The 12,994-nt window shown below is 70.6% G+C and carries 16 protein-coding genes; 8 read left to right on the forward strand and 8 right to left on the reverse strand.

The features are described from left to right. Window positions 1-306: 306 nt before the first annotated feature. Both IM725_RS18135 and IM725_RS18140 read right to left on the reverse strand, forming a co-directional pair. A complete protein-coding gene (locus tag IM725_RS18135; protein WP_193782043.1) occupies window positions 307-816 on the reverse strand; it encodes a hypothetical protein in 510 nt (169 codons plus the stop codon). 17 nt (window positions 817-833) lie between these two features. After that, window positions 834-1,961: a cupin domain-containing protein gene (locus IM725_RS18140; RefSeq protein ID WP_193782044.1), complete on the reverse strand. Its 1,128-nt coding sequence runs from the start codon at window positions 1,959-1,961 to the stop codon at window positions 834-836. Between the two features lie 20 nt (window positions 1,962-1,981). Here IM725_RS18140 and IM725_RS18145 point away from each other — a divergent pair, with 20 nt between their 5' ends. Then, window positions 1,982-2,482: an FKBP-type peptidyl-prolyl cis-trans isomerase gene (locus IM725_RS18145; RefSeq protein ID WP_193782045.1), complete on the forward strand. Its 501-nt coding sequence runs from the start codon at window positions 1,982-1,984 to the stop codon at window positions 2,480-2,482. Between the two features lie 6 nt (window positions 2,483-2,488). On the opposite strand, the gene IM725_RS18150 is transcribed toward IM725_RS18145, so the two are convergent. From IM725_RS18150 to coaBC, 4 genes are all read right to left on the reverse strand, one after another. After that, window positions 2,489-3,019 (reverse strand): glycine zipper 2TM domain-containing protein, encoded by a 531-nt coding sequence (locus tag IM725_RS18150; protein ID WP_193782046.1) that lies wholly within the window; start codon window positions 3,017-3,019, stop codon window positions 2,489-2,491. A gap of 8 nt (window positions 3,020-3,027) precedes the next feature. Continuing rightward, the gene (locus tag IM725_RS18155) at window positions 3,028-3,522 is read right to left on the reverse strand and encodes an outer membrane lipoprotein (RefSeq protein WP_227753926.1); all 495 of its coding nucleotides are present in this window, start codon (window positions 3,520-3,522) and stop codon (window positions 3,028-3,030) included. A 253-nt stretch (window positions 3,523-3,775) separates the two neighbouring features. Then, window positions 3,776-4,222, reverse strand: a complete 447-nt coding sequence (dut, locus tag IM725_RS18160; RefSeq protein WP_193782047.1) for a dUTP diphosphatase — start codon at window positions 4,220-4,222, stop codon at window positions 3,776-3,778. Beyond that, window positions 4,219-5,427 carry a bifunctional phosphopantothenoylcysteine decarboxylase/phosphopantothenate--cysteine ligase CoaBC gene (gene coaBC, locus IM725_RS18165; RefSeq protein WP_193782048.1) on the reverse strand — a complete coding sequence of 403 codons (1,209 nt, stop codon included), beginning with the start codon at window positions 5,425-5,427 and terminating at the stop codon, window positions 4,219-4,221. Before coaBC ends, dut begins: the two co-directional genes overlap by 4 nt. Window positions 5,428-5,518: 91 nt before the next feature. Between coaBC and IM725_RS18170 the strand changes: the two genes are divergently transcribed. From IM725_RS18170 to IM725_RS18200, 7 genes are read left to right on the forward strand one after another with little or no spacing between them, the layout of a single operon-like run. Continuing rightward, window positions 5,519-7,186, forward strand: a complete 1,668-nt coding sequence (locus IM725_RS18170; protein WP_193782049.1) for a CTP synthase — start codon at window positions 5,519-5,521, stop codon at window positions 7,184-7,186. Beyond that, a complete protein-coding gene (kdsA, locus tag IM725_RS18175) occupies window positions 7,183-8,040 on the forward strand; it encodes a 3-deoxy-8-phosphooctulonate synthase (protein WP_193782050.1) in 858 nt (285 codons plus the stop codon). Before IM725_RS18170 ends, kdsA begins: the two co-directional genes overlap by 4 nt. Before the next feature lie 35 nt (window positions 8,041-8,075). Beyond that, window positions 8,076-8,384, forward strand: coding sequence for a DUF1330 domain-containing protein (locus IM725_RS18180; RefSeq protein ID WP_193782051.1), 309 nt, complete (start codon window positions 8,076-8,078; stop codon window positions 8,382-8,384). A gap of 35 nt (window positions 8,385-8,419) precedes the next feature. Next, window positions 8,420-9,703 carry a phosphopyruvate hydratase gene (gene eno / locus IM725_RS18185; protein WP_193782052.1) on the forward strand — a complete coding sequence of 428 codons (1,284 nt, stop codon included), beginning with the start codon at window positions 8,420-8,422 and terminating at the stop codon, window positions 9,701-9,703. Window positions 9,704-9,710: 7 nt separating this feature from the next. Beyond that, window positions 9,711-9,986 (forward strand): septum formation initiator family protein, encoded by a 276-nt coding sequence (locus IM725_RS18190; protein ID WP_193782053.1) that lies wholly within the window; start codon window positions 9,711-9,713, stop codon window positions 9,984-9,986. A 27-nt stretch (window positions 9,987-10,013) separates the two neighbouring features. Beyond that, window positions 10,014-10,628, forward strand: coding sequence for a nicotinamide riboside transporter PnuC (pnuC, locus tag IM725_RS18195; protein WP_193782054.1), 615 nt, complete (start codon window positions 10,014-10,016; stop codon window positions 10,626-10,628). Next, window positions 10,625-11,245 carry an AAA family ATPase gene (locus IM725_RS18200; RefSeq protein ID WP_193782055.1) on the forward strand — a complete coding sequence of 207 codons (621 nt, stop codon included), beginning with the start codon at window positions 10,625-10,627 and terminating at the stop codon, window positions 11,243-11,245. Before pnuC ends, IM725_RS18200 begins: the two co-directional genes overlap by 4 nt. Window positions 11,246-11,267: 22 nt before the next feature. Here the strand turns inward: IM725_RS18200 and hslO are convergent, their stop codons facing one another. Both hslO and IM725_RS18210 read right to left on the reverse strand, forming a co-directional pair. Beyond that, complete coding sequence (gene hslO, locus IM725_RS18205; protein WP_193782056.1) at window positions 11,268-12,245, reverse strand: Hsp33 family molecular chaperone HslO; 978 nt, start codon at window positions 12,243-12,245, stop codon at window positions 11,268-11,270. Between the two features lie 39 nt (window positions 12,246-12,284). Next, the gene (locus IM725_RS18210; protein WP_193782057.1) at window positions 12,285-12,809 is read right to left on the reverse strand and encodes a gamma carbonic anhydrase family protein; all 525 of its coding nucleotides are present in this window, start codon (window positions 12,807-12,809) and stop codon (window positions 12,285-12,287) included. Window positions 12,810-12,994 lie beyond the last annotated feature (185 nt).

Consider the following 12,994-nt stretch of genomic DNA (forward strand, 5'->3'; position numbering starts at 1 on the left):
CCGGAGCAGGCGCCGGCTCTTCCTTCTTGCCGCAAGCGGCGAGGGCGGCGGCAGCAATCAGGGTCGCCAGGACGAGCGATTTCTTCATTTGAGGGTTTCCTTTTGTAGGGAAGAACAATTTCCGGAAATTGTCAAAGGCAGGTGGCTGCCGGATGACCGAGGAGCAAGGACTCGAGCTCTTGCTGCTCAGTCTGAGATTATATGCACGAAAACCCTGAGTCTGCTCCACTTCATGGAGGATCTGCCCCTCCCTGGGGCACTGTAGAGCAGTAACGTGTGGTATCAGTGCCGTGCAAATGCAGCCGGCTACAGGCCCAGGGTGTGCGCGGGAAAGGACGGGGTGCTGCGCCCCAGCCATTCGTTCAGCGATTCGCGCAGCAGCAGCCGGCGCTGCGGCTCGGACCCGGCGACACCGCGGCTGCGCTCCACGTCGTGCCGCTGCAGCACCCAGGTGGGCGTCCAGATCGCACTGGGCAGCTCCAGCGGGTCGGCCGCGGGACAGGCCCGGGCCTCGACGATGTGCGACCAGGTGCGCCGCCACTCCACGAAGCGGGCATGGCGGCGGATCGCCGCATCCCAGCGCCGCGCCAGCAGGATGCAGCGCCGCCCGGACGCGGACCAGGCCTGCAGGGAGGCGATGGTGGCCCGCTCCCCCAGCGGCCAGTCCTCGAAGCTCGCATCGCTGAGGATCAGCTCGCGCCAGCCTTCGCGGGCCGCCGCCGCCAGCGCGCGCCGGACCGCGTCCTGGAAGGCCTCACGGCCGCTGAAGGCGCCCTCGGGCAGCGGCGCCGGGGCGGTGTCGGATGCGTCGTCCATGCGGGCTCCCGGGGGGTTCAAGGCAGGGGATGCGCCCAGCCGTCCTCGCACCAGGCCGACAGCAGCGCACGCGCGCCGACGCTGGCCCCGGCCAGCGCGGCCGCGTCGAGCTGGCGACCGTCGGCGAGCGCGCGCATCAGCCGCGCGTCGGCGCCGGAAGCGCGCCAGGATTCGCCGTTGACGAAGACGTGGCGGCCGTCGTAGAGCATGCGGGTGCGGCGGTCCAGCACCAGGCCGCGCGCCCGGCGGCCCAGGGGCCCGCCGGCCTCGAACCAGACCTGCGCCTTGGGCTCGGTCAGCACCTCGCCCAGCGCGCGCGCCATGGCGTGCGGATCGGCCATCGCCGCCTTCAGGGCCTGGGCGGCGAAGGCCTGCAGGGGCGCGGGGATCTCGCCCGGCGCCTGCGTGGCCGGCTGGGCGGGGTCGCGGTAGAGCGCGTCGCCCGCGAGGCCTGCCGCGTCCTCGGCCAGGCGCTGCAGCAGCTCGCGCGCGAGCTCGCCCCGGGCCGGGGCCCGGAAGCCCACCGAGCAGGTCATGCACTCGCCCTGCGCGATGCCGTCGTGCGCGTAGCGCGGCGGCAGGTAGAGCATGTCGCCGGGCGCCAGCAGTGCCTCCTGCTCGGGCTCGAAGTGCGAGAGGATCTTCAGCGGCACGTCCTCGCGCAAGGAGAGGTCGTCCTGCCGGCCCCAGCGCCAGAGCCGGTGGCCGTGGACCTGGATGAGGAACACGTCGTAGCTGTCGAAGTGCGGCCCCACGCCACCGCCGTCGGTGGCGTAGCTCAGCATCAGGTCGTCCAGCCGGGCCTGCGGCGCGAAGGCGAATCGCTGCAGCAGCTGGTGGGCGGCTTCCAGGTGCAGGTCCAGGCCCTGGACCAGCAGGGTCCAGCCCGGCCGCGAGAGGGGGGGCAGGGCGCGCCGCGCGAAGGGGCCGCGGCGCATCTTCCAGGCACCGCCGGCCTGCTGCTCGACGATGCGCGACTCCACGTCCTGCGAGGCGGCGAGATCGAACAGGGCGGCGCGCTTCAGCGGCGGCGTGATGCCGGGGAAGGCGCCGCGCACCAGGAGGGGCTTGCGCTGCCAGTGGCGGCGCATGAACTGGGTGGGCGAGAGGCCGCCCAGCGTGGGGGTGGGGCTGGAGATGTCCATGGAACTGCGACAATTCTCCTATGGAAACCCGACAAGTCAGCCCGCAGTGCGTGGTCGCGCTCACCTGGACCCTCAAGGACACGCTGGGCGAGGTGCTGGACGAACTGGACGAACCGGTGGAGTTCCTCGTCGGCGGCAAGGACCTGCTCGCCAAGATCGAGGAAGCGCTGCAAGGCCACGAGCCCGGCGACACGCTGGACCTGCACCTGGAGCCCGAGGACGCCTTCGGCGACTATGACGGCAACCGCGTCTTCCTGGAGCCGCGCGGCCTGTTCCCGGCCGAACTGCAGGAAGGCATGAGCTTCGAGGGCCTGCCGCCCGGCGCCACCTCGCAAGGCGCGCCGGACAAGGCCCTGTTCACCGTGACCGAGATCTACCCCGAGCACGTGGTGCTGGATGCCAACCACCCGCTGGCCGGCATCGCGCTGCGCCTGCGCCTGAAGGTGGAAGGCGTGCGCGAGGCGACCGAAGAGGAAATCGGCCGGGGCTCCACCGGCACCGGCTTCTTCCAGATCGGCTGAGGCCGATCAGGACAGGTAGATCGCGCCGTTCTCGACGCGCACCCGGTCGCCGGGATGCAGGTCGCCGATGGCGCTCACGTCGTAGGTGCGGGTGACGCCCGAATCCATCTGCACCCAGACCCGGTAGACCGGCCCGCTGGCCTGCGCGTAGGCGCCCCCGGGCGGGTTGGTCAGGCGGTTGCCCACCGCGGCGCCACCGACGGCGCCCAGGATGGTGGCCGCCGCGCGGCCGCCGCCGTGGCCGATCTGGTTGCCCAGCACGCCGCCCACCACGCCGCCCAGCAGGGTGCCCGCGGTGTTGTTGTTGGTGTTGGCGGCGCTGGTGCCCTGCGACACCAGCTGCACGTTCGTGATGCGGCCGTACTCCACCGCGGCCGCCTGCGTGTTGCCGTAGTAGGGCTGCTGCTGCGGCGGCGTGACCACGGAATAGGCGGGGCCGGCCGTGGGCGGGTAGCCCGGTGCCGGGTAGGTGGCGCAGGCGGCCAGGCCGGTGGCCAGGGCCGCGGCCCCGGCGATCTTGAGGATGCGTGTGTCCATGGCGGGCCTCAGCTGCGGTAGATCACGCCGTTTTCCACGCGGACGCGGTCGCCCACGCGCAGGTCGCCGGTGGCGCCCACGTCGTAGTAGCGCATCGTGCCCTGGTCGGTCTGCACCGTGACGCGGTAGGTCGGCTGCGCGGCGGTGGCGCCGCGGCCCACCTGGCTGCCCACCGCCGCACCGCCGACCGCGCCCAGCACGGTGGCGGCGTCACGGCCCGAGCCGCCGCCGATCTGGTTGCCCAGCACGGCACCGGCCACCCCGCCGATGATGGCGCCGGGGATGCTGGGCGCGCTGGAGACGCCGCCGGCGTAGTAGTCGATGGACACGACCCGGCCGTACTCCAGCGACATGGGCGCGGCCGCGACCGGGGCCGGCGCGTTCACCACCGTGGGCGGGGGCACGTTGACCGAGACCGGCACCGAGGGGCTGGTGCTGCAGGCGGACAGCAGGGCCGCGAATGCGGCACCGCCGGCGATCGAAGTGAGACGGATGGGGCGCATGGGGTTCTCCTTGTAGGCAGCGCGGCCGCGGCTGCGGCCTCGTGCAACCATTACAGGACGCACCGGCGCACCTCGGCCGCAGCCATCGCCGCGCATGGCTGTAGGAACCCCGGGACCGGGACGGTAGGAGGGCAAGGAAGAGCGGCCCGCAGCACCCGGTCCCGGGCCTTGCACCCCGGGAGGGGCGCGATGGCTCGCCGCAAGCCCGGGCGCCGCCGGCGGCCCGGGAAAGGCGCTGCCGCCCTGCCCGGCCTCAGTGCTTGCCGGTGGAGCCGTAGCCGCCCTCGCCGCGCTGGCTGGGCGGGAACTCATCGACCACGTTGAACTCGGCCTGCACCACCGGCACGATCACCAGCTGGGCCAGGCGCTCCATGGGCTGCAGCGTGAACGCGACGTCGCTGCGGTTCCAGGCGCTGACCATGAGCTGGCCCTGGTAGTCGCTGTCGATCAGCCCGACCAGGTTGCCCAGCACGATGCCGTGCTTGTGGCCCAGGCCGGAGCGCGGCAGGATCATGGCCGCATAGCCGGGGTCGCGCAGCCAGAGTGCGATGCCGGTGGGCACCAGGCGCCAGCCGTTGGGCTCGAGCACCAGGGGTTCGTCGATGCAGGCGCGCAGGTCCAGGCCGGCGCTGCCGGGCGTGGCATAGGCGGGCAGCTGGTCCGCCATGCGCGGATCCAGGATCTTCAGGTCGATCTTCATAGTCGTTTCGCCACTTCCGCCACCAGGGCGCGGGCCAGGGCCAGCTTGGGGCCGCGGGGGATCTCGCGCTCGCCCTGCGCATCGACCAGCAGCAGCGCGTTGTCGTCGGCGCCGAAGGTGGCCGGGCCGATGTTGCCCACCAGCAGCGGCACCCGCTTGCGTTCGCGCTTGGCGCGGGCATGGGCCGCCAGGTCATGGCTCTCGGCGGCGAAGCCGACGCAGAACAGCCGCCCGGACACGGCCCGCTGCGAGGCCGCGACCGTGGCCAGGATGTCGGGGTTCTCGGTGAAGGCGAGCTGCGGGGCCTGGCCCGTGCCGTCCTTCTTGATCTTCTGGTCGGCCGCCGTGGCGGGCCGCCAGTCGGCCACCGCGGCGGTGGCGATGAACACGTCGGCCTGCGCCGCGGCGGGCTCGGTGGCGGCCAGCATCTCGCGCGCCGAGCGCACGTCGATGCGCGTCACGCCGCGCGGCGTGGGCAGGGCCACCGGCCCGGCCACCAGCGTCACCTCGGCGCCAGCCTCGCGGGCCGCGCGGGCGATGGCGAAACCCATCTTGCCGCTGGAGAGGTTGGTGATGCCGCGCACCGGGTCGATCGCCTCGTAGGTCGGGCCGGCCGTCACCAGCACGCGCTTGCCGGCCAGCCGCCGGGGCTGGAAGAAGGCGACCACGTCCTCCAGGATCTGGGCCGGCTCCAGCATGCGGCCATCGCCCGTCTCGCCGCAGGCCTGCTCGCCGGTGCCCACGCCCAGCAGGGTGGCGCCGTCGGCCGCCACCTGCGCCAGGTTGCGCTGCGTCGCCGGGTGCGACCACATCTCGCGGTTCATGGCGGGGGCCAGCAGCAGGGGCACGCGGTCCACGGGCCGGGCCAGGCACATCAGGCTGAGCAGTTCGTCGGCCCGCCCGTGCACCAGCTTGGCGATGAAGTCGGCGCTCGCGGGGGCGATGACGATGGCATCGGCCTCGCGCGAGAGGTTGATGTGCGGCATGTTGTTCGGCTCGCGGGCATCCCACTGCGAGCCGTACACCGGCCGATTCGACAGCGCCTGCATCGTCACCGGCGTGATGAAGCGCTCCGCGGCCTCGGTCATGACCACCTGCACGCTGGCGCCGGCCTTCACGAAGGCCCGGCACAGCTCCGCCGACTTGTAGCAGGCGATGCCGCCGGTCAGGCCCAGGACCAGGTGCTTGCCTTGGAGATCCATCATGGGCGGGAATGTAGCAGGTGCGGGCGGCCGGCCCCCGGCCCGTATAATCTCGCTTTACCACCTCCCGGGAGCCCGGCATCCCGGTCAAGACATGACCAAGTTTGTCTTCGTCACAGGCGGTGTGGTGTCATCCCTGGGCAAAGGGATCGCCTCAGCCTCCCTCGCAGCGATTCTCGAGTCGCGGGGCCTCAAAGTCACCCTGATCAAGCTCGACCCGTACATCAACGTGGACCCGGGCACCATGTCGCCCTTCCAGCACGGCGAGGTGTTCGTCACCGACGACGGCGCCGAGACCGACCTGGACCTGGGCCACTACGAGCGTTTCGTGACCACCCGCATGGGCAAGGTCAACAACTTCACCACCGGCAAGATCTACCAGTCGGTGCTCGAGAAGGAACGCCGCGGCGACTACCTGGGCAAGACGGTGCAGGTCATCCCGCACGTCACCAACGAGATCCAGGAATTCATCAAGCGCGGCGCCCGCGTGGGCGAGCCCGGCGCGGCCGACGTCGCGATCGTGGAGGTCGGCGGCACGGTGGGCGACATCGAGTCCCTGCCCTTCCTGGAGGCCGCGCGCCAGATGAGCCTGCGCCTGGGCCCGAACAACACGGCCTTCGTGCACCTCACCTACGTGCCCTGGATCGCCGCCGCCGGCGAGCTCAAGACCAAGCCCACCCAGCACACGGTGCAGAAGCTGCGCGAGATCGGCATCCAGGCCGACGCCCTGCTGTGCCGCGCCGACCGCAAGATCCCGGACGACGAGCGGGCCAAGATCTCGCTGTTCACCAACGTGCCCGAGTGGGGCGTGATCTCCATGTGGGACGTGAACACCATCTACAAGGTGCCGCGCATGCTGCACGAGCAGGGCCTGGACGGGCTGATCTGCGACAAGCTGCGCCTGAACACGCCGCCGGCCAGCCTCAAGCGCTGGGACGACCTGGTCTACGAGACCGAGCACCCGCAGGGCGAGGTCACCATCGCCATGGTCGGCAAGTACGTGGACCTGTCGGACAGCTACAAGTCGCTGAACGAGGCGCTGCGCCACGCCGGCATGAAGAACCACGTGCGCGTGAAGATCGAGTACCTGGATTCGGAAACCCTGACGCCGGAGACCGTCTCGCAGCTGGCCCGCTTCGACGCGGTGCTGGTGCCCGGCGGCTTCGGCAAGCGCGGCATCGAAGGCAAGATCTCGGCCGCCCGCTTCGCGCGCGAGAACAAGGTCCCCTACCTGGGCATCTGCCTGGGCATGCAGGTCGCCACCATCGAGTACGCGCGCGACGTCGCCGGCCTGAAGGACGCCAACAGCACCGAGTTCGAGCCCGAGACGCCCAACCCGGTGATCGCCCTGATCACCGAGTGGAAGGACCGCGACGGCTCCATCCAGAAGCGCACCGAGAGCTCCGACCTGGGCGGCACCATGCGCCTGGGCGCGCAGAGCTCGGACGTGGCGCCCGGCACGCTGGCGCACAAGATCTACGGCGACGTGGTGACCGAGCGCCACCGCCACCGCTACGAGGCCAACGTCAACTTCCTGGACCAGCTGCGCAAGGCCGGCCTGGTGATCTCCGCGCTGACGCAGCGCGAGCACCTGACCGAGATCGTCGAGCTGCCGCAGGACGTGCATCCCTGGTTCATGGGCGTGCAGTTCCACCCCGAGTTCAAGTCCACGCCCTGGGACGGCCACCCGCTGTTCAACGCCTTCATCAAGGCCGCGCTGGACCACCAGAGCCAGGGCAAGCCCCTGAAGGCGGTCGCATGAAGCTCTGCGGCTTCGAGATCGGCCTGCAGCAGCCCTTCTTCCTGATCGCGGGCCCCTGCGTGGTCGAGAGCGAGCAGCTGCAGATGGACACCGCGGGCACGCTCAAGGAGATCACCGCGGCGCTGGGCATCCCCTTCATCTTCAAGAGCAGCTACGACAAGGCCAACCGGTCCTCGGGCACCAGCTTCCGCGGCCCGGGCATGCACAAGGGCCTGGAGATCCTGGCCAAGGTGAAGAAGGAACTCGCCGTGCCGGTGCTCACCGACGTGCACTCGGAGGCCGAGATCGCCGAGGTCGCCAAGGTGGTGGACGTGCTGCAGACGCCGGCCTTCCTGTGCCGCCAGACCGACTTCATCCATGCCGTGGCGCAGTCCGGCCTGCCGGTGAACATCAAGAAGGGGCAGTTCCTCGCGCCCCACGACATGAAGAACGTGATCGAGAAGGCCCGCGCCGCCGCGCGCGACAAGGGCCTGTCCGAGGACCGCTTCATGGCCTGCGAGCGCGGTGCCAGCTTCGGCTACAACAACCTGGTCTCGGACATGCGTTCGCTGGCCATCATGCGCGAGACCGGCGCCCCGGTGGTGTTCGACGCCACGCACTCGGTGCAGCTGCCCGGCGGCCAGGGCACCAGCTCGGGCGGCCAGCGCGAGATGGTGCCGGTACTGGCGCGCGCGGCCGTGGCCGTGGGCGTGGCCGGCCTGTTCATGGAGACCCACCCGGACCCGGCGAACGCCAAGTCCGACGGGCCCAACGCGGTGCCGCTCAAGCACATGCGCGCCCTGCTCGAGACCCTGGTCGCACTGGACGCCGTCACCAAGAAGAACGGCTACCTGGAAGACCGCTTCCAGGCCTGAACGAGCCCCCTGGAAAGACCACGAGGAACCCACCGATGTCCGCCCCCGCCTACCTGATCGTCGAGATGAACATCACCGACATGGAACAGTACAAGCAGTACATGGCGGCGGCGCCGGCCTGCCTGAAGGCCTACGGCGGCGAGTACGTGGTGCGCGGTGGCCGCCACGAGACCCTGGAAGGCGACTGGCAGCCCCACCGCGTGGCCCTGCTGCGCTTCCCCAGTTACGCGCAGGCCAAGGCCTTCTACGAGGAAGGCCCCTACGCCGAGGTGAAGAAGCTGCGCCAGGGGGCGACCGAGTACTTCAACATGGTGCTGGTCGAGGGCGTGGCCGCGCCGGTCTGATCCGATTTTAGAAACCTGCACGAGAGACACACTGAATGAGCGCAATCGTTGACATCGTCGGCCGCGAGATCCTGGACTCGCGCGGCAACCCCACCGTGGAATGCGACGTGCTGCTGGAATCCGGCACCATGGGCCGCGCCGCGGTGCCCTCGGGCGCCTCCACCGGCTCGCGCGAGGCCATCGAGCTGCGCGACGGCGACAAGTCGCGCTACCTGGGCAAGGGCGTGCTCAAGGCCGTCGAGCACATCAACACCGAGATCTCCGAGGCCGTGCTGGGCCTGGACGCCTCCGAGCAGGCCTTCCTGGACAAGACCCTGATCGACCTGGACGGCAGCGACAACAAGGGCCGCCTGGGCGCCAACGCCACGCTGGCCGTCTCCATGGCCGTGGCCCGCGCGGCCGCCGAGGAATCGGGCCTGCCGCTGTACCGCTACTTCGGCGGCATGGGCGGCATGCAGCTGCCGGTGCCCATGATGAACGTGGTCAACGGCGGCGCCCACGCCAACAACAACCTGGACCTGCAGGAGCTGATGATCATCCCCGTGGGGGCCCCCAGCTTCCGCGAGGCGGTGCGCTACGGCGCCGAGGTGTTCCACGCCCTGAAGAAGATCATCCACGACAAGGGCATGAGCATCGCCGTGGGCGACGAGGGCGGCTTCGCGCCCAACGTGGCCAACCACGAGGCCGCCATCGGCATGATCCTGCAGGCCATCGAGGCCGCCGGCTACCGCCCGGGCGAGCAGATCGCCCTGGGCCTGGACTGCGCCTCCAGCGAGTTCTTCAAGGACGGCAAGTACCACGTGGAGGCCGAGGGCCTGGTGCTGGACGCCGCCGAATGGACGAACGTGCTCTCCTCCTGGTGCGACAAGTACCCCATCGTCTCCATCGAGGACGGCATGGCCGAGGGCGACTGGGACGGCTGGAAGCACCTGACGGAGCGCCTGGGCAGCCGCGTGCAGCTGGTGGGCGACGACCTGTTCGTCACCAACACCAAGATCCTGCAGGAAGGCATCGACAAGCGCATCGCCAACTCCATCCTGATCAAGATCAACCAGATCGGCACCCTGTCCGAGACCTTCGCCGCCATCGAGATGGCCAAGCGCGCCGGCTACACCGCCGTGATCTCGCACCGCTCGGGCGAGACCGAGGACAGCACCATCGCCGACATCGCGGTGGGCACCAACGCCGGCCAGATCAAGACCGGCTCGCTCTCGCGCTCGGACCGCATGGCCAAGTACAACCAGCTGCTGCGCATCGAGGAAGACCTGGGCGACGTGGCGGTGTACCCCGGCCGCGACGCCTTCTACAACCTGCGCTGACACGGCCTTGGGCAACCGCTTCGTTCCGCTGTTCCTGCTCGCCGCGCTGCTCGTGGTCCACGCGCAGCTGTGGTTCGGGCGGGGCAGCGTGAGCAATGTGGCGGCCCTGCAGCAGAAGCTGCTCGCGCAGCGCAGCGCCAACGACCAGGCCCGGCAGGTCAACGAGCGCCTCGCGAACGAGGTGCGCGACCTCAAGGAAGGGCTGGAGATGGTCGAGGAGAAGGCCCGCTCCGAGCTGGGCATGGTCAAGCCCAACGAGATCCTGGTCAACATCGGCAAGTAGGGCGGCGCCGCCGCCCCGCACGCACGCATGACCGACCTGCTGTTCGCCCCCGCCTTCACGCTCTGGGGCGCGCCCACCACCTGGCTGGAAGTGGCCGCCGTCCTCATCTCGGTGGTGATGGTGGGCTGCAACATCCGCGAGATCCACTGGGGCTGGCCGCTGGGCGCGCTCGCCTCGCTGATGTACCTGCTGCTCTTCTGGCATGACAGCCTCTACGGCGATGCCTCGCTGCAGGTCTATTTCGCCCTCGCCTCCGCCTGGGGCTGGTGGGAATGGCTGCGCGGCCGCCGCGCCGACGGCAGCCCCCTGCACGCCACGCGCCTTCGCCGTCGCGGCTGGACCTTCACGCTGGCCGCCTGGACGCTGCTGTGGCCGGCGTGCGCCTTCTTCCTGATGCGCTTCACCGACAGCACCACGCCCTGGTCCGACGGCTTCATCACCGCGGGCAGCGTGGTCGGGCAGGTGCTGCTGGGCCGCAAGTTCATCGAGAACTGGCTGGCCTGGGGCGTGGTCGACGCGGTGAGCGTGGCGCTGTTCGCCTACAAGGGCCTGTGGCTCACCCTGGGCCTCTACCTGCTGTTCGTCGCCCTGTGCGTGCTGGGCTGGCGCGAGTGGCGCACGCGCCTGGGGGCCGGCGCATGAAGATCGCGCTGCTGGGCGCCGAGAGCACCGGCAAGACGCAGCTGGCGCAGGCCCTGGCGGCCCACTGGCGCGCCCGCGGCCGCAGCGCCGAGGCGGTGCCCGAGGCCTTGCGCGACTGGTGCGCCGCCATGGGCCGCACCCCACGCCCCGAGGAGCAGATGGCCATCGCCCAGGAGCAGGAGCGGCGGGTGGACGAGGCGCAGGCGCGCGCCGAGATCGTGGTCGCCGACACCACGGCCATGATGGTGGCGGTCTACAGCGCCATGCTGTTCGAGGACGGCAGCCTCTACCGCTTCGCCGTCGAGCGCCAGCGCGTCTACGACCACACCCTGCTCACCGGCCTGGACCTGCCCTGGGTGCCCGACGGCCTGCAGCGCGACGGCCCGCACGTGCAGGGGCCGGTGGATGCGCTGGTGCGCGAGATGCTGGGCAAGGCCAGCCTGCCCTGGCGCGTGGTCTATGGCCAGGGCGAGGAGCGGCTGAAGAACGCGCTGGCCGCGATCGAGGGCCACCCCGACGGCGAGATCCGCCCGCGGCGCGCCTGGACCTGCGAGAAATGCTCGGACCCCGACTGCGAGCACCGGCTGTTCACCGGGCTGGTGCGGGGCGCCGGCTGAGCACGGCCGGTCTCGCGGGCCCTTACTGCAGGGTGCCGGTGCCCGGCGGCTGGTCGCCGGGGTCGGTGAAGAGCTGGCGCGCGTCCACCGCGTCGAAGCGGTACTGGCGGCCGCAGAAATCGCAGCCGACCTCGATCTGGCCCTGCTCCTCGACGATGCTGTCGGCCTCGGCGCGGCCCAGCCCGCGGATCATGTTGGCCACGCGCTCGCGGCTGCAGGTGCAGGCGAAGCTGGGCACCTGGGGCGGGAAGCGCAGCAGCTTCTCCTCCCAGAAGAGCCGGCGCAGCACGGTCTCGATGTCCAGCTCCAGCAGCTCCTCGCGCGTCAGGCTGGCGGCCAGCGTGGCGATGCGGTTGTAGTCCTCGTTGCGGCCGATCTCGTCCTCGTTGGCGCGGCTGACCAGGCTGCCGGCCAGGTTGCCCTCGCCCTCGATGGGCAGGCGCTGGATCAGCAGGCCCGCGGCCACCTTGCCGTCGGCCGCCAGCACCAGCGTGGTGTCCAGTTGCTCGGACTGCAGCATGTAGTGCTCCAGCACCTGCGACAGCCGGCCCAGCTTCTCGTGCTGGTCGCCGTGCAGCGGCACCACGCCCTGGTAGGGCTGCTGGCCGGGGAATTTGTCGCGCGGGTCCAGGGTGATGGCGCAGCGCCCCCGGTTGCCGGCGTTCACCATGTCGGCCAGCGTCGCGTCCACGGCCACGTCGCCCATCACCTTGGCCGTCACGCGCAGCGAAAGGTCGTGCTGGACCTCGGCCACCGCGACCTTGACCGGGCCGTCGCCGAAGATCTGCAGGATCAGCGCGCCGTTGAACTTGATGTTCGACTGCATGAGCACGCCGGCGGCCGCCATCTCGCCCAGCAGCTCGGCCACGGGGGGCGGCCAGTCGCCGGTCTGGCTGTTGCCGCGGCGGCGCGCCAGCACCTCCTGCCAGGCGTCGGTGAGGCGGACGATGCTGCCGCGCACGGGCAGGCCATCGAAGACGAAACGGTGGAGTTCGCTCAAGGGGACAGACTTCTTCGGGGAAACAGGTGAGGTGCCGCCTCAGCCGATCTTTTTCAAGCCCCGCGCATAGCGCTGGCCGTTGTGCACGTAGTGGGCGGCGGATTCGGCCAGCCGGCGGGCGGTGGCATCGTCCAGCGTGCGCACCACCTTGGCCGGCGAGCCGATGATGAGCGAATTGTCGGGGAATTCCTTGCCCTCGGTGACCACGCTGCCGGCGCCCACGATGCAGTTGCGGCCTATCTTCGCGCCGTTGAGCACCACGGCCTGGATGCCGATGAGCGAGCCGTCGCCGATGGTGCAGCCATGCAGCATGACCTGGTGGCCCACGGTCACGTTGTCGCCGATGGAAAGCGGCATGCCGATGTCGGCGTGCAGCACCGACAGGTCCTGCACGTTGCTGTTGCGCCCGATCCGGATGGTCTCGGTGTCGCCGCGGATGACGGCGCCGAACCAGACGCTGGCGTGGTCGCCGAGTTCGACCGCGCCGATGACTTCGGCGCTGTCGGCGATCCAGCAGTCCGTGCCCAGCGTGGGGGCCTTGCCGTCGAGTTCGTAGATGGCCATGGGTGGGGGGTCCTTTCCCTGCCGATGATAGCCAGACCCGGCCCCTACAATCCCGGCATGGAGCTGAGGGAACGCGCGCTGCAGGCGCTGGCCACCGTGGAGCCCGCCGGCAAGGCCGCGCTCGCGCGGCAGCTGCACGCCGATGCGCCGGGCCTGGCCATCGCGCCCCACGCCCCCTCCCCGGG

The sequence above is a fragment of the Ramlibacter aquaticus genome (assembly GCF_015159745.1).
GTDB lineage: Bacteria > Pseudomonadota > Gammaproteobacteria > Burkholderiales > Burkholderiaceae_C > Ramlibacter > Ramlibacter aquaticus.

Coding starts and splice junctions, on each gene's coding strand:
- eno (WP_193782052.1), top strand. CDS start 8,420: ATGAGCGCAATCGTTGACATCGTCGGCCGCGAGATCCTGGACTCGCGC.
- IM725_RS18140 (WP_193782044.1), bottom strand. CDS start 1,961: ATGGACATCTCCAGCCCCACCCCCACGCTGGGCGGCCTCTCGCCCACC.
- IM725_RS18200 (WP_193782055.1), top strand. CDS start 10,625: ATGAAGATCGCGCTGCTGGGCGCCGAGAGCACCGGCAAGACGCAGCTG.
- IM725_RS18150 (WP_193782046.1), bottom strand. CDS start 3,019: ATGGACACACGCATCCTCAAGATCGCCGGGGCCGCGGCCCTGGCCACC.
- IM725_RS18180 (WP_193782051.1), top strand. CDS start 8,076: ATGTCCGCCCCCGCCTACCTGATCGTCGAGATGAACATCACCGACATG.
- coaBC (WP_193782048.1), bottom strand. CDS start 5,427: ATGATGGATCTCCAAGGCAAGCACCTGGTCCTGGGCCTGACCGGCGGC.
- IM725_RS18135 (WP_193782043.1), bottom strand. CDS start 816: ATGGACGACGCATCCGACACCGCCCCGGCGCCGCTGCCCGAGGGCGCC.
- pnuC (WP_193782054.1), top strand. CDS start 10,014: ATGACCGACCTGCTGTTCGCCCCCGCCTTCACGCTCTGGGGCGCGCCC.
- dut (WP_193782047.1), bottom strand. CDS start 4,222: ATGAAGATCGACCTGAAGATCCTGGATCCGCGCATGGCGGACCAGCTG.
- IM725_RS18170 (WP_193782049.1), top strand. CDS start 5,519: ATGACCAAGTTTGTCTTCGTCACAGGCGGTGTGGTGTCATCCCTGGGC.
- IM725_RS18210 (WP_193782057.1), bottom strand. CDS start 12,809: ATGGCCATCTACGAACTCGACGGCAAGGCCCCCACGCTGGGCACGGAC.
- IM725_RS18155 (WP_227753926.1), bottom strand. CDS start 3,522: ATGCGCCCCATCCGTCTCACTTCGATCGCCGGCGGTGCCGCATTCGCG.
- kdsA (WP_193782050.1), top strand. CDS start 7,183: ATGAAGCTCTGCGGCTTCGAGATCGGCCTGCAGCAGCCCTTCTTCCTG.
- IM725_RS18145 (WP_193782045.1), top strand. CDS start 1,982: ATGGAAACCCGACAAGTCAGCCCGCAGTGCGTGGTCGCGCTCACCTGG.